Raw genomic sequence first — 16,894 nt, forward strand, 5'->3', positions numbered from 1 at the left:
GGCCTTGCCGTAGTTGGTAGTTGCGGTGACCGTGGTGATCGCGGGCTCGGGCCAGGTCTCCGGCTTGGCGAAGCGGAATTCCGGGCCGTGCTTAGGCGGCCGGCCGCCCTTCGGGTCGTAGACACGAGGCGGCTTCGGCAGTCGCATGACGCGGTCGGAGCGGACCCGGCCGACCAGCTCGACCGGCAGATCGCGCAGGACCCAGGCCAGGCGGGTGACGTCGTAGCCAGCATCGCTGACGATCACGATGTCCGGGTCCCCGGCCCGCCACTGCCCCCCGGCGATGAGCCGTTCAACGACTCCCCGCAGCTGGGCGGCGGTGACCGCGGTGGCGTCATCCACCGGTCCGAGCCGGACCGCGTCCAGGATCGCGGTCCAAGAGGTGGCACCCGGCTCCAGGACGGCGACGAAGGAGTAGGGCCAGCCCGGGGTGAACTGCGACGCCGTCTTCGCCCGGCCATAGACATGGCAGAACAGCCGCTCGGCCGAGCATGGCGCGTCCGAACGAAGCCAGGGCGACACATCGACGGCCAGGACCAGACGCCCGCCGTCGAACCGCGGCAGCGACAGCCCGGCCAGCACCGTCCGCACCTGCTCGACATCGATCCGGCCGTGGTTCAGGCCTCCGTACATCGCTCCGTGCCCACGCCGATGCTCGGGAAGCAGCGTCAGGTCCACCGGGGACTTCACCGCACCGTCCGCACACAGCACCGCATCCGTCAGCTCGAACAACTCGTCGCGCCGAGCGGTCAGACACTCGTAGAACTCGCCCCGGAAGCGTGACGCTTCCGCGAACGCATCCCTCCGCACAACATCAGGCAGCAGACTCACCCTCACGGCCTTCGTCTCGGTCACGTGCACCTTGGTCGGAGCACAGGATCAGACGAAGGCCGCCCCCACGTCCGGCAAACCCCCAGGTGAGCGACTCAGTACGAGACACCGTTCGAGGCCGGAAGAAAAAGAACAAGGTAAGTAGGTGTTTTTGAAGGTAGGTCGACGGCTGTGGCTCCGGATCAAATCGTTCGGCATTGAGCGGCGGCTCGCGTAGGGTGCCCCGGTTGTCGGACTGGAAAGGGCGGGTTGTGGACGTGGCACCCCGGAAAGTAACGCGAGACCAGTTGGCTGTAGCGGCGCGGGCCGCACTGGGGAGCGGGCGACGGCTGGAGTCGGTCGAGCGGCTCGCGGGCGGCAGCAGGAAGGGCGTGTACCGCCTGACGATGGACGACGCTGTGACGGCGATCGCCTATCTGTGGGAGGAGTCGGAGAACTACTGGCCGATGGCCGAGGGTGACGGCGACCTCACGGACCCGTTCTCTCCAGGTGTCGGGCTCGACCTGTTCGAGGCCGCCCACGCGCGGCTGGACGCGCTGGGTCTGCGGGTGCCCGAGGTCTATCTGGTCGACCGCGAGCGCGTCCACTACCCGGCTGACCTCGCGATTTTGGAGGACTTCCCCGGCGAGGACCTGATGGACTTGTTCAACCGCGACCCCCGCGCGGCGGAGCCGACGATGGCGCGTCTTTCCGATGCCCTGGCGGCGATGCGAAGTCATCGGGCGCCGTCTTTCGGCAAAGTAGCCCTGATCGACGCAGGCGGAACGTCGCGAGCGGTCTCGTGCGAGAAAGCCGCGTTCGACTTCGCGATGGGCTGCCTTGCTGAGGCGGCTTCGCGCGACAGGAGGATCGCGGACGCCCGCGGTCGGCTGGAGGAACGGCTGCGAGAGCTGGCCGCAGCGGTTCGGCCGCGTGCCGAGTACTCGGTCGTCCATGGCGAGCTGGGGCTGGACCACGTGCTGGTGGACAGGGCCGGCAACCCCGTTCTGATCGACATCGAGGATCTGATGTACTTCGACGTCGAGTGGGAGCACGTGTTCCTTCAGCTCCGCCATCCCGAGGGCCACTATCGGAGGTTGGCGGTGGAGGGCCTCGACGAGGACAGGCTCGCGCTCTATACGCTCACTCAACGACTGTCGCTGACGGCGGGTCCACTCCGGTTGCTGGAGGGAGACTTTCCCGACCGAGAATTCATGCGGGGGATCGCCGAGCACCACTTGAACGAGGCGCTGGCGCTGGTCGCAGTGGTTTAGGACGTGGAGCCGAAGTTCGCACTAGGCACGGACGCAGAAGGCCGCAAGACGGAGACCGTCGAAGTCGAGCCGTCCGTTCCGCCCGCGCACTGACCCGACGGACACGCCGGAGAAGAAGGGCACCGTATGAGCAGGCTGCTGGAAGCGGTGTGTGCGCTGACCGTGGGCGTCCTCGTCGCGCTCCTTGTATGGGGTGCTAACCCTGGCGCCGTGCGGGTGGCGTGGCGGGAGGGCGAGCTGAGCGGTGTGACGGTCGTGGTCGTGGCGGCGTGTGCGCTGTGGCTGGTGCTGTGGCGCAGGCGTACCAGGCGCGGTCGGCTGGCGTGGCCGCTTGTGGTGCTGCTGTGCGGTGCGGCTCTTGCGCTGGTCGTGGCGGCCATGGCCGGTTGACTGGCGCAGGCAGGCAGGTGGGGCTTCCCGTTTTGTGGGCGGGGAACCCCGCTGGCGTTTTCGGGCTCGGGCTGCTGTTAAGGATCTTGGCAGGAGAGGCAAGGTATCCCGTGCGTCATGGCTGCTGTGTCGTACCCGGGGGCACCAGACGCCGGGCGAACAGAGCTGACAGCTCCGTCTGACTCAATCCAGCGACCCGGCCGACCTTCCAGAACTACCTTCCGCTGGTCGGTGAAAAACAGCTGCACACGACCTCACAGGCATGCGTCACCACTCCGGCAACGTGCAGTCTTCCGGTGCTGGTCGGAGGTGTGCTGGAAGATGCCGCGATGTCACTCGGATGAGACAACTTCAAGTGTCTGGAAAACCGTCCCACGTCGGCTCTGCGGCCCACCCGGGCCGCAGACCGGGATCAGGCACAGGCAAGGTCAGCATCGGCTCGGGCCGCGTCCACGTCACGCACCATGTCTTCCACGCCGGTCGGCCGCTGTTCGAATGCTATGACGCGGCACCGCTTCAGGCGGGCGAGGCGATCTTCCCGTGTGACACTGCTTGCGGGTCCCTTTCGAGCGGAACGGTCGTTGTGTGGTCATGGAGTTGTCGTCGCAGGCCGGGCCCGGGGTGGAGAAGGCAGCCGAGCAGACGGTCGAGAGCGCGTGCCATCTCGCGAACCTCGCAGGCCCGAATGGCTGGAGCACGGTGGCCGCTGAGGACGTCCTCGACGCGATCGACACCCTCACCGAGAGCCTTGGCGGCGCCGACGAGGAACTCGCGCAGGCCCTCGCCGCGGTGACGGCCGCTACCGCCGAGGCGCGCCGGCGCCTGGGCATCGCTGTGAACGGCCAGCCGGCCGGGCGAGACGGCGCGGCGTCGGTGCCCGTGGCGGGTGGCCCGGAGCGTAGGCCGCCCAGGCGTCGTGGGCTCGGTCCGGGCTTCCGGGGCATTCGCACGGACTGCTGAAGGTGCTCGTCAGGAGCGCGTGTTGATGTACCGCACGCCCGGGCCCCACTTCTCCATGGCCGGCGCCATGCACCACTGGCAAAGAGGGTTCTCTGGGGGAAAACTGTGGTGCCACGCGATCCGACGCGGATCAGTGCAGCTCAGCGGCTGTGCAGGAGACGATAGCGCGTGCAACACATGTGGTGCTATCGCTGGATCGGTCGAACTAGAGACGGCATCACCTCGTACGTGGCGCCGCATGACATCAGCTCCGATCCGCAAACGTCCGCGGCGTAAATGGCCGTGGGGAGATCAGAGCGCCGACCGGACGTCCGACTTCTTCCGCCACCAAGCGGTGGAGCTGCGGGCGGAAGTACCCGGGCAGTCGCGCAGGACATGCCGGACGAACGGCCACGGCCCGTCCGAACATATGGGTGGGGACCAAGGCCTGTCCGGTCGGCGGGGAGGAACACCGGACAGGCCTTGGTGGATTCGGGGGTCAGGGCGCATCAGTCCCTGTGCAGCAGGACACAGGCGTCGGGAAGTGGGCTGGTCTGAGTGGTTGACCTCGCGCAGGAGGTTGTTGCCGCGTTTGAAGACGTGCTGGCTGGACGATGTGCGGCGCCACGCCCTGGTCCCCGATCACGGCGACGAGGCACCGCAGCTCGTTGAATCGTGGCAGCGTGGCGGATGTCATGGCTGGCTGAGGGTGAAACGGGCGCGAAGCAGGTCGGCGGCGCGTGAGCTGGGCCCGACGAGCAGGTCGAATGCTCCGGGCTCGACGATCCGGCGCCCTTCGGCGTCGACCAGGGAGCATGCCGCGGCGGGGATCTCCAGCCGGACCCGCACGCTGTCACCGGGTGGGATCGTGACCTGCTGCCAGGCTTTCAGTTCCTGCTGTGCCCACGTGACGCTCGTGATCAGGTCGCTGATGTAGGCCTGCACGGTCTCCAGTACCGGCCGGGTGCCGGTGTTGGAGACGGTTACCTCGGCGCGAACCACGCCGTCCCATGGCACGACTTCATTGAGGACAGCCAGGTCGGTGTACTCGATCGTGCTGTAGGACAGGCCCTCCCCGAAGACGAAGAGTGGTTCCTGGGTCAGGTCGGCGTAACGGTCACCATGCTGGCCGCGCACCTGGTTGTAGTAGACGGGCTGCTGCCCGACATGGCGTGGCACTGACAGGGGCAGGCGTCCCGACGGCTCGATGAGACCGAGGACGAGTTCGGCCACCGCCTGACCGCCTCGCATGCCTGGGTTGAACGCCTCGATCAGCGCTGCCACCGCCAGCGCGGCGTCGGGGAGTACCGAGGGCTTGCTGTGGAGCAGCACCACGACGACTGGTGTGCCGGTGGCGACGAGCGCCTCGAGGAGGGCGACCTGTCCGCCCTGCAGTTCCAGGGTCGCGGTCGAGCAGGTTTCACCCGTCAACGCGACGGTGTCTCCGACGACGGCGATGACGTAATCAGCCGCGCGCGCGAGGCTCACCGCCTCCGCGATCTGAGCATCGTCGACGGGGGCGGGCGCAAGCAGGGGCGGACGTGGCTGTCCGTCGGGGTACACCGGTCCTTGCGGGTCCGGCACGAGGCGTTCGATGTCGGCGCCGCGGGCGTAGGTGACCGTCCATCCATCGGGAACGGCTGCGCGGAACCCATCGAGCACCGTCGTGATGGTCTCTCGTGGGTGGCCGTCCGGCATCCAGTCCACCTGGCCGGATGCGCCGGCCCAGTCGCCGAGCATGGCTTGGGGGTCGTCGCCGTTAGGGCCGATCACGGCGATCGTGCGAGGGCCCCCGGCGGTTACGGTGTGACCCTGACCGTCTACGGTCAGTCCGCCATCGAGCGGCAAGGTGCCGTCGTTGCGCAGCAGTACCAGGGACCTTCTGGCGAGTTCGAGGTTGAGGGCGGTGTGCTCGGCGCACCCGATCACGTCGGCCTGGCGTGCCCGGTCCGGCGCGCGGGGGTTCTCGAACAGGCCCAGTTCTAGTTTCAGTTTCAGGATCCGCCGGACCGCCTCGTCGATCTCCTCCTCACTCAGCCGCCCCTGCGCGACTGCTTCCTGGGCGGCCTCGAAGAAGTCCGGTGTGGTCATCACCAGGTCGTTTCCGGCCTGCACCGCGACCACTGCGGCCTCCACGGCGTCAGCGTAGACCTTCTGCTCCCACACCATCCGGCCCACGTTGTCCCAGTCGGTCACGAGCGTGCCGGTGAACTCCCATTCGCCCTTGAGGACGTCGTTCAGGAGCCACTTGTTCGCCGTGATCGGGACGCCGTCGATGGCCTGGTAGCCGAGCATGAACGTGCGGCAGCCTTCGCGAGCGACCCTCTCGAACGGCGGCAGGAACCATGAGCGCAGCTTGCGCCGGCTCAGGTCCGCCTCGCTCGCGTCGCGTCCGCCCTGCGTTTCGGAGTAGCCCGCGAAGTGCTTGGCGCAGGCCAGAATCGCGGTCGGGTCGTCCAGTCCCGCTCCCTGATATCCGCGGACCATCGCGGCGCCCAGCTCCCCGATGAGCAGTGGGTCCTCCCCGAAGGTCTCGTTCACACGGCCCCATCGCAGGTCGCGGGTGATGCACAGCACCGGCGAGAAGGTCCAGTGGATGCCCGTCGCGGCGACTTCCACCGCGGTGGCCCGGGCCATGCGCTCGACGAGCGCCGTGTCCCAGGTGCAGGCCATCCCCAACTGCGTGGGGAAGATCGTGGCACCAGGCCAGAACGAGTGGCCGTGGATGCAGTCGTCAGCGACGAGCAGCGGGATGCCCAGCCTGGTGGCTGCCGCCAGCTTGACGGCAGCGTGCATGCGCTCGGGCGAGGCATGCAGGATCGACCCGGCCAGCTTCGTGGCCACGACGTCCTCCAAGTCGCCCCGGGCGTCCAGCTGCAGCATCTGTCCGACCTTTTCCGGCAGCGTCATGCGGGCGAGCAGGTCCTCGAGGCGTTCCTCGAGCGGTCTCGAAGGGTCGCGATAGGCCGGCGAGGTCGTGGTGGCTGAGCCCTCGGGGTGGTCTGGGCGAGAGGAAGACTCCGCTCTTGCCCCCTGGCACGCGGTTGCCGGGTTCCGGTGTGCTTCTGAACTCATGAGTTCGATCTCCTGGGAAGCTGTCGAGACGGCGCATCCGGGTGTCGTCGTCCTCGGCCTGATGCGCCGCCACTACGACTTCGGTGATGACCGGGCATGCGGCGAGCAGCAACCGCGACGTGGCTGGTCAGGTGGTGGCCGGATTGCCTGTCGCGGCACCGGTGGACGGGGAGAAGGACCCGAGCTTGCGGTCACGCTCTCCTGGATGCGCCGGCGAGGTCACTGGTGGGCAGCAGGTCGGGCCGGCGGGTTGGCAGGATCAGCGGTGCGCCCTGTCGCAGTGGGTGTGTCGTGCCCGCGACCTCGACTGTCGTCGGGGGACCTTCGGTCAGCGTGATCGTGGTGTGCTCTGGGCCGATCGCGACGTCGAACTCGCGTCCCTGCCACAGGATCCGGCGCAGGGTGAGGCCGTCCAACTGAGGTGGCAAGGTCGGGTCGAGCTTGAGTCGGTCTTCACGCCAGCGCATCCCGGTGAAGCCGTAGAGGAAGACCTGCAGGAAACCGCCCTGTCCGGTGGTGAACGTGAACGCGCCTCCGTGACGTTGCTCGGCGAACTGGTTGAACGGTCCGCGTATGAACGGGTCCACGCTGCGCCGCATGAAGTCGTAGGCCGCGGACCCGGGCGTCCCCAGTGCGGCGTGGGCGATGGCGTGGATGGAGTCGGTCATGGACGGGCCGTCGGGGTCGGTGCGCGGCACGTAGTAGTCGAGATCGTTCCGCGCGACCTCGGCGGGCATGGGGTGCTCCCAGGGGTACTGCAACATCACCACGTCGGCCTGCTTGATGGTTTCGCCGTCGTAGCCGTCGTACTGCGGATGGATGCCCTGATCCTCGTCGTACGGGACCCTCAGGCCGTCGGCGACCCGGTCCCACTCGGGGTCTGCGGTCACGCCCACGAGCTTCGCCGCCCGGGTGGCGATCCGCAGGGTCTTGGCGGCCGCGACGTTGGTGTACACGCTGTTGTCGACCGGGAAGTGGTATTCGTCCGGGCCCATCACCTGGTTGATGTCGTAGCCGCCGTCGTCGTGGGGAACGGCGGAGCTCGCCCAGAACTCGGCGGCACCCTTCAGCACCGGCCAGGCGTTCTCGGCGAGCCAGCCGCGATCGCCGGTGGCGAGGTAGTACTGCCAGTGGGCGAGGGCGATGTCGGCGGTGATGTGGTGCTCGAGGTCACCCATTTCCCAGCCGGGTGGGGTCTGTTCGTCTCCGTGCAGCGCGCTCTCCCAGGGGAACCTCGTACCCTCGAACCCTGTTCGGGTCGCGTACTCCTGGGCCGCGGCCAGACGCTGCTGTCGATAGGTGTTCATACCCGCTGCGATGTCCGGGTGCTGGGCCAGCAGCGCTGGATACATCCAGGTCTCGGTGTCCCAGAAGACGTGCCCGTTGTATCCGTCGCCGGACAGGCCGCACGGGGACAGGCTCCAGTTCACCCCGGCGCGGGTGCTTGCCAGCAGGTAGAACATGCTCGCGCGGACCTGCAGCTGCAGCACCGGATCCCCCAGGACCTCGATGTCGGCGCGCCACAGGTCGTCCCACGCCGCCTTGTGCTCGGCCAGCAGGTCACTGTACCCGGTGTCCGCCGCGGCCGCCGCGACGGCGCGAGCAGCCGGCAGCGGGTTTTCGCAGTCCTGGGAGCTTGCCACGCCGACGTACTTGGTGACCGTGTACGTGCTGCCGGCTTTCACGTCGAAGGTTGCCTGCACACCAGCCGACTGGACCTGGTCAGTCTCGACCTCGGCGACGTGTGCCGCCACCCCGGTGGGCAGTTCCAGTCGCGACGCGAGCGCTGCGGTGATGTCCGTGCCGAGCGTGGTCACCGTCTCGTACGACTCGGCCGCCGTACCGTCGTAGCCCTTGCTCGACTGTTCGGTCAGCCTTGCGCTGGTCCCGTCGAAGACCCCGGACACGCGCGCGCTGCCACTCCAGTGCGGGGTGAAGGTGAGCTGGACCGCGGCCACCCGATGCCGGGCCCGGTGGACCAGTACCTGGTAGGTGAGATCGGTACGGCGGCCCGCCGGTGAGGTCCACGTCGCTTGTGTGGTCAGCAGCCCGGCCCGCAGGTCCAGTGTCTGCCGGTAGTCGCTGACCGTTCCCTGCTCCGGGTCGTCCTCTTCACGTGCCCGTGCCGCCTGGGGCAGCCGGCCGTAGGTGCCCGACTCGTCGGAGAACGCGAGCGTGGACCAGGTCGGGATGTTGGCGTACTTCTCGATCGGGCCGTCCTGGGCGAAGAACCCGGCCAGGTGCGCCTGGGTTTCGATCGGCGTCGTCGCGTATCCCGTCCCCGCCGCGGGGATCCGGCCACCGAAATAGCCGTTGCCGAGGAAGGTCGGCGCGTAGTCGTCGTCGCTTTCGGTGGTGCTGAGCGTCCACCCGGTGTCGGGCCGGGATTCAGCTGTGGCGGTGGTGGTGTGGTCGTCGTGACCGGGAGGGGCGTGCTCGGACCGCGCGGGTGCCGGGTCGTGGGTGGGGTTGTCCTGGTCGGAGAGGTCTCCGTGGGGGGTCATGCGTGCCCTTCTCTGATGGGTTTTGTTGTGGGGTGCGTGGGCTGGGTGCGCTGGGTGGCTGGCGTAGCCCGGGGTTCGATAGCCGGCCTTCTGAATGTGCTTGCTCAGGACTTGGAGCCGGACAGGGCGATGCCTTCGACGATCTGGCGTTGCGCGAACGCGAACACGAGCAGCATCGGTGCAGCCAGCAACGTCGTGGCGGCCATCAGCGCGGGCCAGTCCGAGACGTACTGGCCCTTGAACTGGTTGACCAGCAGCGGCAGCGTGAACTTGTCGGAGCTGTTGAGGAAGATCAGCGGGAAGAAGAAGTTGTTCCACTGGCCGAGGAAGGTGAAGATCCCCAACGCCGTGAGAGGGGTGCGCAGCAGCGGCAGGATGATCGTCACGAACCTGCGGACCCGGCCGGCGCCGTCGAGCTGGGCGGCTTCCTCCAACTCCACGGGGATGCCTTTGATGTACTGACGTAGCAGGAAGACGCCGAAGGCGTTGAACAGTGCGGGTGGCACGATGATCGCGGCATGGGTGTCCACCCAGCCCAGCCAGCCCATGATGATGTACAGCGGGATGATCGTGAGCTGGCCGGGGACCATCATGGTCGCGAGGAAGACCATGAACAGCGGGCGGCGGCCCCAGAAATCGATCCGCGCGAACGCGTAGGCGGCCATCGCCGAGGTGAGCAGGGAGACCGCGGTGACCGTCAGGGCGATGTAGGTGCTGTTCCAGAACCCGCGGACAAAGTCGGCCCCGCCCAGAGCGGTGCGGTAGCCCTGCTCGTTCCAGTCCTGGGGCAAGAGCTTGGGCGGCTGCATGAAGATCTCGCCCAAGGGTTTGAACGAGGAGAACAGCATCCAGGCGAACGGCAGCGCCATGCCGATGGCGCAGACGAGGAGGACGGCGTGCAGCAGCAGTTTGCGACGGACGGGCCGGCCGGAGCCGGAAGCGCCCTTGGCGGTCGTGATCGCGCGGCTGTGGGTGTCCGAGAAAGTACTCATTCTGTGTAGTGCACCCATTTCTTCTGGGCTGCGAGCTGGCAGCCGGTGACTACGAGCAGGGCCAGGAACAGGAGGAGGGCGAGAGCCGATGCCTCTCCGAAGTTGAACTCACCGAAGGCGATCCGGACCACCTCGTAGACGATGGTGCGGGCGGAGTCCGGAGCCCTGTCGTCGAAGAAGACGTAGATGTAGTCGAACACCTGGAACGAGCCGATGATCGAGGTGATGGAGAGGAACAGGATGGTCGGGGACAGCAGCGGAATGGTGACGTGCCGCAGCTTCTGCCACTCCGAACAGCCGTCCAGCACGGCGGCCTCCAGGTACGAGCGGTCGATGCTCTGCAGCCCGGCCATGAACATGACCAGCTGGTAGCCCAGGCCCTGCCAGATCCCGACGATCGCGAAGGCCGGGATGACGAACCGGGCGTCCTGCAGCCAGTTCGGCGCGGGCAGCCCGATCCCGCGCAGTGCGTTGTTGACCGGGCTGATGTCGGGGTTGAAGAGCCACAGCCAGATCGCCGCGACCGCAACCGAAGAGGTGATCACGGGGGCGAAGAACGCCAGCCGGTACACCGGGGTCAGCTTGCCGGCACGCTGCATCAGCACGGCGAAGAACAATCCCGTGAGCATCAGTCCCGGCACCTGCAACACCGTGAACCAGACGGTGTTGACCGCCGAGCGCTGGATGCGCGGGGAGGACATGACCTCCGCGAAGTTGGACAGGCCGGCGAAGGATCGAGTGCCGAACCCGTCCCAGTGGTAGAACGCCAGCACCAGGGCGAACAGCAGCGGGCCGACCATGAACACCAACAGCCCCAGCAACTGGGGCGCCAGGAACAGGTATCCCGCGGCCGTGTCCCCGCCTCGCCGACGCCGGCTCCGGCGGTCCGGGTGGACGTCCGGGTCCGCGGACGTCAGCCGCGCCCGGGCCCGGGAACCGGCGCTGCTGACGGCCATCAGGCGCCCCCGTTGATCAGCTTGACCACCTTGCCGCTGAACGAACGCGGCGTCTCGTTGCCCGCCTTGAGCATCTTGTCCACCAGCACCGGGAGCTCTTGGGCGACCTTCGCGTTGCCCGCGATGGCGCTGGGGACGGCGTAGCCCTTGGCCGCGACGTCGTTGAACAGGCTGCCGTGCGCGGGCACGTGGCCCTCGGTGACGACGTCATCCAGGCCCTTGATCGACGGCACCGCGTTGCCGCCGCCAGCCAGACGGAACCTCTGCCCCTCGGCGTTCAGGAAGTTACCGAGGAACTCCAGCGCCTTGGCCTGGTTCTTGGACTTGGCGTTGACCGACAGCGCCGCCGTGTTGACCGGTACCGGCATGACGTCCTTACCGGACAGGGAGGGCAAGGGGGCGATGTCGAAGCCGAACTTGGCCTTCTTCATGTTCGGCAGGATGACGCGGGGGTAGGTGAGGCAGGCCAGCTGGCCGGCGTAGAACAGCACGTCAGCGCCCTGTCCCTGCGGGAGCGCGCCGGAGTAGGTGATGTTTCCCGACTTCAACTGCTCGAACAGCCACGCCAGCGCCTCCTGGGACTTGGGGTCGGCGTCGAACACCGCCTTACCGGACTCGTCGAAGAGCGTCCCGCCGAAGGTGGACATCCAGCCGAACCAGTCGAACCAGCCGCTGCCATTGAGCACCAGACCCCTCTTCTTGGTGGCGCGGATCTTGTCGAGCAGGTCGGTCAGCGCGTCCTGGGTCCAGGTGCCCGCCTCGAACTGGGCAGCCGGGTCGGTGCTGACGCCCGCCTCGGCTAGGAGGTCCTTGTTGAACCAGAACACCAGCGGACTGCAGTCCACCGGCAGCCCGTACAGCCCGGGGCTGCCGTCCGCGGGCCTGCACCACCGGTACAGCCCCTCGTGGAAGTCATCGAGCTTGACCGCGGCGTGGCCACTGTCCAGGTAGTCGGTGAGGTCGAGCACCTGCTTGGTCTCGATCAGCTTGGCCATGTAGATGTCACCGACGTAGAAGGCGTCGGGAGCGGCGCCGGCCGACAGTTGCGGCAGCAGCTTGGAGAGGTAGTCACCCACGACCTGTTGGTAAGTGACCTTCACGCCCAGTTTCTCGGTCATCTTCTCGGAGAACCGACGGAACACTTCTGACTGGGGCGGCCCGTCCCAACCCGCCCACTTCAGTCCAGGCCCACTCCCCGCGGAGCCACCGCCGCATGCCGCAAGCGCGGGCGCGGCGGCCAGACCGAGACCGGCGAACATGCCCGCCTTGAGGATGTTGCGGCGGTCAACAGTAGAGGCGGCAGCCGCCTCCTTGATCACATTCCTGCTTCTGAACACAGTCGTCCCTTCCGCTGACGGTACGTCGCCGTAGAGCAGCTCTTGATCGTTTCGCCGCGTCACGGCGCCTGGTCGAGCTTGTGGGCGCAGGTTCGCGGACCCTCGGTGTCATCGATATAACTTCTGTGTTACCGATAAAACGGGGACCGTAGGGGCGTTTGCCGCAGCAAGTCAAGAGGTCTGCATGCACGTGATGGCGACCGTCGGAGTGCCGCCCGCGCTGGGGCGTCATCGGGAGGGGTCCGGCATGCCCGCTGACCCATTACTGGTTTTGCACCAGGTCACGGGGTTCTTTGCGGCGCGAGGCATACCCGTTACCCGCCCGGAGGACGCTCGACGACAGCTCGCCACGACCCTGTGGCCTGATCGGCTCGGCGATACGGGCGGGCGGATCGAACATCCTTGACCGTGGCGCTTCCAGCCCACCAGAATGGGCGGATGGGTTTTACCGATCAACCATCGGCTCCGAGGCGCGGCCGGAGACCGGCCACTGAGGGAACGTCCGGGTCGCCAAGGCCGACCATGGCCATGGTGGCGGCGCGGGTGGGAGTCTCCAAGCAGACCGTTCACTACGCCTTGAACTCCCCGGACCGTCTCAGCCCAACAACCTTGCGGCGGGTCCTCAAAGCGGTCGACGAGTTGGGTTACCGACCCAACCAGGCCGCGCGTTCACTGCGCACGCAGTCTCCGCGAGCAGTGGGCTTTCGGCTGTTGCCGACCACCGAAGGTCAGTCGGGCGGGGTATGGGCGAGCTATCTCTACGAACTCTCGGTAGCGGCACACCGAGCCGACCACGCGGTCTACTGCCACCCCGCCGCCACCGACGAGGAAGAGATCCAGGTCATCCAGGAGATCTTCAGCACGAACACCGTCGACTGCTTCGTGATCACTTCCACCCAGGACCACGACCCTCGTATCACCTTCCTGCGCGAACGCGGCATTCCCTTCGTCTCCTTCGGGCGCCCCTGGGGTCATCCCATGTCGGACACGTGGTGGGTCGACGTCGACGGCGCCGCCGGTATGGAGCAGGCCGTGGACCATCTCGCCGAACGCGGTCACCGGCGCATTGCCTACTTGGGCTGGGACGGGCCCAGCGGGTTCGGGGACGACCGGGAGTCGGGCTGGCGCCGCGCCATGCGTTCACACGGCTTCTCGACCCGTGATCTCGCGGCCCGCGGGCCCGACGAAATCAGCACGGGCCGGGAACTCGCCGGCCGACTCCTCGACAGGAAGACGCCGCCGACAGGATTCGTGTGCGTCAGCGACACGATCGCGATCGGTGCGCTCCGAGCGTGCCGCGAGCGGGGACTGGCCGCCGGCCGTGACGTCGGCGTCGTGGGATTCGACGACAGCGTCGGCGCACACTTTGTCGACCCGGGATTGACCAGCCTCGCCCAGCCACTGGAACTGGTCGCACGACACACCATGCGCCTCCTCCTCGACCGGCTCAAGGACCCAGGCGCCAAGGCCGAACAGGTCCTGCTCCGGCCAACCCTCGTGGTCCGGGAAAGCACCGTGCCCCTCTGAGTCCCCAGCCAGGTTCGTGGCTGTAGTGCGCTGCCGTCTCGATGCGCACGGAGCCCTGGAGGCGCTCAGACCGGCCCGAGGGCTAATGCCACCGCGTCATGCTCGACGCCGTGTTCTACGTGGTCGACAACGGCGTTAAGTGGCGGGCGTTGCCGGTGGACCTTCCCGTCTGGGCCCCCATGACACCTGCTGTCCTGTGCGACCGAACCTTGGTCTTTGCCATCGACGGTTGATGATCGATGAGGTCATGCCATCGAGCGTAGGGAAGTTTGAGCGGCACGGAGTGTTGGGCGTCACAAACGGCGGATCACCGTCCGACTACCGTTGCTCCGCATGACACACACCGAGATCGAGATCACTGCTGAGTTGGTCCGGGACCTGCTGCGTGACCAGCACTCTGACCTGGCCGAGCACCCCCTGAAGCTCGGCGCGCGTGGTTGGGCCAACCAGCTGTGGCGGCTCGGCGACGACCTCGCCGTCCGGTTGCCCTGGGCGACACAGTCCGCGGACGCGCTACTGCGCAAGGAGCACGCCTGGCTGCCCACTCTCGCCCCGCACCTTCCGCTGCCGATCCCCGTCCCGCAGCGCCTCGGTGAGCCATCCGAACGGTTTCCGCGGCCCTGGATCGTCACCACCTGGGTACCGGGCGAACCCTCCGACCGCGCCCCCGCCACCCACGCTGCGGAGGCGGCCGACACCTTGGCCACATTCTTGACAGCTCTGCACCAACCCGCCCCCGAGCGGGCACCCGCCGACGACGAGTACGGCCGCGGAGGACCACTGGCCGACCGCGCCGAGCAGTTCGAGAGGCAGCTCGCCTCGGCCACCGAGCTGGGGCTGATCCCCGACCCGGACGCCGTCCGCGCAGTCTGGGAAGACGCCATCGCCGCGCCCGCCTGGGAGGGCCCCGCGCTGTGGCTCCACGGCGACCTGCATCCGGCCAATGTCCTCACCGAAGGCGGCACCTTCTGCGGCGTGATCGATTTCGGAGACCTCTGCACGGGCGATCCGGCCATCGACCTCGCTGCTCCTTGGATACTGCTGCCGGACGGCGCCGCCGACCGCTTTCACGAGGCCTACCGGCCAGCCGCGGACGCCGCAACCCTGCGCCGCGCCCGCGGCTGGGCGGTGCTGCGCGCCCTCAGCGGCATCTGCATCGGAGAGGCCGGCGTCCACGGCCGCCCTGGGGGCAAGGCCACCTGGGGCCCACCTGCTCACACCTCACTGCGACGCCTGATCGCAGCGTCCCGCTGAAGGACCGGGCCGAGCAGGCTCCCGAAGCAAAGCGGCGCGCAGGTCGTCGTCACCTTCCCAGCTTCGTGCTTCCCGGCCAAATCGCGGGATGTCGCACAGCTCAGCTCAACATGCGGAACCCTCCAGCAGCCGGCCATTCGACGGTGCGCTGGACGTGTTGACGGATGCTGACGGAGCCCGCGAGCGACAGCATGATGACCGACTGCGTGGCCTACGCCGAACCTCCCGCGACCGTCCCCAGCACGGTCTCCCATCGGAGGGAAAGGGACCAGCGTCTCATGTCGTTGTTGCAGCCCGACCGCCTCGGGCGAGGTTACTGGGGAGCCGTCGCTCAAGGCGTGGAAGGCCGCGATGACAGCCCGTAGGAACTTCAAGCGCCAGGTGCGTGCCCGCGCCACCAAGACCGGCGAGTCCTACACGTCCGCCCAGCGGTGAAGTACTCCTTCTACCTCTGGCGCGACGAGGGCACCGACCAGGACATTCACGACCAGCTGCGCTGGCATCTACGGGAGAAGCGGAAGCGATTAGCCGACCCGAGCCTGGTGGTCCTGGACACGCAGAGCATCCACGTGGCCGTCGGAGTCCCGGCCACGACGACGGGCCGGGATGCCGCGAAAAGGTGCCGAGCAGGAAGAGATGCCTGGCCGTGGACGTATTGGGGCTCGTCATCGCGGTCGTCGTGCTCGCGGCCTCCGCGCACGAGAACACCGCCGGCATCGCCCTGCTGGACCAGGTCGCCGGGCAGAGCGGCAGCGTGAAGAAGGCCCTGGTCGACCAGGGCTTCAAGAAGAAGGTCGTCGAGCACGGCACGAACGTGGGCATCGACGTCGAGATCGTCGAGCGCAACCCGGACGACAAGGGCTTCGTTCCGCAGGCCAAGCGGTGGATCGTGGAGCAGACGAACGGGAGCCTGATGAGTGGTCAGGGCGTCAGCTGATGCGGATCGCCTGGGACCGGCGTGGGCTCGAGGCGCGTGAAGTGCTCGGTGGAGATGATCTTGAGGCGGGTGTCTTCGGGTATGCGAGCCAGGAGGCCGGGCAGGGGGCGTTCGCGGGCGACTTCGCCACGGTGTGCGGTGATCGCGCGCCATTTCTGATCTACCCAGGGCGTCACGTCGACCGTTGCGGTCACGTACTCGTCCGGGACGGACAGGATGGATTTGCCGACGCCGGTCAGCAGCGGTCCCAGGTCGCCGACTCCGGAGTGTGGGTGGGTGGCGGCGTAGAGGGCGCGGGTCTGCCAGGGCTCACCGGCCTCTGGGTAGAGGTGCGCGAGCCCGGCGGCCTCCACCGCGAGCAGGGTCACCCGGTGGGTGTGGCGGTGGTCGGGGTGGCCGGTCAGCTGGCCGACGGCGTCATGGGTGAGCACGATGTCGGGACGGAACTCCCGCACCTGCGCGACCAGCTGGGCGATACTCTCATCGAAGGGCACGTCGCAGAACCGGGGGCGTCCAGGTGCCGACGAGTCGTTGCGGGCGTCGCCGTAGCCGAGCATCCGAGGTGGGCCAGCGCCGAGGACTTCCAGGGCTTCAGCGAGCTCCGCCGCCCGGTGACTGTCCGGAGCCCAGGTAGCGGTGACGACCGCGGTGCGCGCGCCGTGGGCGGCATGTTGGGCGAGGACTCCGCCCGCGAGAAGACTTTCGTCGTCTGGGTGTGCGAAGACGCCGAGCAGGGATGGCACGGACGGGAGAGTGGATGTCGTCACGGGGTGATGGACCTTTCTCAGGACGGGGTGGGCGCGCAGCTGGCCAATGCCGGTCTGGGTGTCCTGTCGGGGTCAGAAGCCGTAGTTCTATCGATCTTGGTGCGGCTGGATCGAAAGTGGCCGGGGGGCGGG

At 67.7% G+C, this 16,894-nt stretch carries 12 protein-coding genes and 1 pseudogene; 6 read left to right on the top strand and 7 right to left on the bottom strand.

The genetic code is table 11. The features are described from left to right. The coding region (locus tag ACIBL4_RS39050) for a transposase (RefSeq protein ID WP_399416622.1) at nt 1–831 on the bottom strand (831 nt) is incomplete at its 3' end. A gap of 386 nt (nt 832–1,217) precedes the next feature. On the opposite strand from ACIBL4_RS39050, the gene ACIBL4_RS39055 reads away from it, so the two are divergent. The 3 genes from ACIBL4_RS39055 to ACIBL4_RS39065 all read left to right on the top strand — a co-directional run bounded on the left by ACIBL4_RS39055 (nt 1,218) and on the right by ACIBL4_RS39065 (nt 3,434). Beyond that, entirely contained in the window at nt 1,218–2,084 is an 867-nt protein-coding gene (locus tag ACIBL4_RS39055) for a phosphotransferase family protein (protein WP_399416582.1), read from the top strand. A 126-nt stretch (nt 2,085–2,210) separates the two neighbouring features. Next, complete coding sequence (locus tag ACIBL4_RS39060; RefSeq protein ID WP_399416583.1) at nt 2,211–2,474, top strand: hypothetical protein; 264 nt, start codon at nt 2,211–2,213, stop codon at nt 2,472–2,474. Between the two features lie 591 nt (nt 2,475–3,065). Continuing rightward, nucleotides 3,066–3,434 carry a hypothetical protein gene (locus ACIBL4_RS39065; RefSeq protein WP_399416624.1) on the top strand — a complete coding sequence of 123 codons (369 nt, stop codon included), beginning with the start codon at nt 3,066–3,068 and terminating at the stop codon, nt 3,432–3,434. A 672-nt stretch (nt 3,435–4,106) separates the two neighbouring features. Here ACIBL4_RS39065 and ACIBL4_RS39070 read toward each other — a convergent pair. The 5 genes from ACIBL4_RS39070 to ACIBL4_RS39090 all read right to left on the bottom strand — a co-directional run bounded on the left by ACIBL4_RS39070 (nt 4,107) and on the right by ACIBL4_RS39090 (nt 12,259). Beyond that, nucleotides 4,107–6,323, bottom strand: coding sequence for a glycoside hydrolase family 3 N-terminal domain-containing protein (locus ACIBL4_RS39070; protein ID WP_399416585.1), 2,217 nt, complete (start codon nt 6,321–6,323; stop codon nt 4,107–4,109). A gap of 356 nt (nt 6,324–6,679) precedes the next feature. Further along, complete coding sequence (locus ACIBL4_RS39075; RefSeq protein WP_399416587.1) at nt 6,680–8,992, bottom strand: glycosyl hydrolase family 65 protein; 2,313 nt, start codon at nt 8,990–8,992, stop codon at nt 6,680–6,682. A gap of 104 nt (nt 8,993–9,096) precedes the next feature. Continuing rightward, nucleotides 9,097–9,984, bottom strand: a complete 888-nt coding sequence (locus tag ACIBL4_RS39080) for a carbohydrate ABC transporter permease (RefSeq protein ID WP_399416588.1) — start codon at nt 9,982–9,984, stop codon at nt 9,097–9,099. After that, a complete protein-coding gene (locus tag ACIBL4_RS39085; protein WP_399416590.1) occupies nt 9,981–10,940 on the bottom strand; it encodes a carbohydrate ABC transporter permease in 960 nt (319 codons plus the stop codon). The genes ACIBL4_RS39080 and ACIBL4_RS39085 overlap by 4 nt, the downstream gene beginning before the upstream one ends. After that, on the bottom strand, nt 10,940–12,259 hold the full coding sequence (locus ACIBL4_RS39090; protein ID WP_399416591.1) for an ABC transporter substrate-binding protein: 1,320 nt from the start codon (nt 12,257–12,259) through the stop codon (nt 10,940–10,942). The genes ACIBL4_RS39085 and ACIBL4_RS39090 overlap by 1 nt, the downstream gene beginning before the upstream one ends. 540 nt (nt 12,260–12,799) lie before the next feature. On the opposite strand from ACIBL4_RS39090, the gene ACIBL4_RS39095 reads away from it, so the two are divergent. The 3 genes and pseudogenes from ACIBL4_RS39095 to ACIBL4_RS39105 all read left to right on the top strand — a co-directional run. Next, the gene (locus ACIBL4_RS39095) at nt 12,800–13,804 is read left to right on the top strand and encodes a LacI family DNA-binding transcriptional regulator (protein WP_399416593.1); all 1,005 of its coding nucleotides are present in this window, start codon (nt 12,800–12,802) and stop codon (nt 13,802–13,804) included. 333 nt (nt 13,805–14,137) lie between these two features. Beyond that, on the top strand, nt 14,138–15,058 hold the full coding sequence (locus ACIBL4_RS39100) for an aminoglycoside phosphotransferase family protein (protein ID WP_399416595.1): 921 nt from the start codon (nt 14,138–14,140) through the stop codon (nt 15,056–15,058). Nucleotides 15,059–15,480: 422 nt separating this feature from the next. Beyond that, nucleotides 15,481–15,974: pseudogene (locus tag ACIBL4_RS39105) on the top strand (transposase); the annotation flags it as partial. Nucleotides 15,975–15,979: 5 nt separating this feature from the next. Here the strand turns inward: ACIBL4_RS39105 and ACIBL4_RS39110 are convergent. Beyond that, complete coding sequence (locus tag ACIBL4_RS39110; RefSeq protein ID WP_399416597.1) at nt 15,980–16,762, bottom strand: PIG-L deacetylase family protein; 783 nt, start codon at nt 16,760–16,762, stop codon at nt 15,980–15,982. Between the last annotated feature and the right edge of the window lie 132 nt (nt 16,763–16,894).

Origin of the sequence: Streptomyces sp. NPDC050416 (assembly GCF_044458845.1) — a bacterium.
Classification (GTDB): domain Bacteria; phylum Actinomycetota; class Actinomycetes; order Streptomycetales; family Streptomycetaceae; genus Streptomyces.